Annotated in this window: 1 protein-coding gene; it reads left to right on the top strand. The window is 65.2% G+C overall.

Annotated features, from left to right (window positions below; translation table 11 throughout):
- Positions 1 to 279 (top strand): solute carrier family 23 protein (locus tag ACX6XY_RS30200; protein ID WP_460337837.1); only part of this gene is annotated, 279 nt, incomplete at both ends.

The raw sequence follows: 279 nt of genomic DNA, 5'->3' as shown, positions 1-279 counted from the left end.
AATCCACACCATTCCCGGGCCGGTGATCGGCGGCGCCTCGATCGTGGTCTTTGGCTTAATTGCCGTCGCCGGGGCGCGGATCTGGGTGCAAAACCGGGTGGATCTGAGTCAAAACAGCAATTTGATCATGGTGTCGGTGACCCTGGTGCTGGGCGCCGGCGATTTCGCGCTGTCGCTGGGCGGCTTTACGCTGGGCGGGATTGGCACGGCCACCTTCGGGGCGATCCTGCTGCACGCGCTGCTTCATCGCGGGACGCGCGAGGCGAAGGAGGCCAGGGT

It is taken from the genome of Streptomyces sp. O3 (assembly GCF_054788135.1).
Note: the sequence above shows the minus strand (reverse complement) of the source record. Positions and strands in the feature narration are given on the sequence as shown.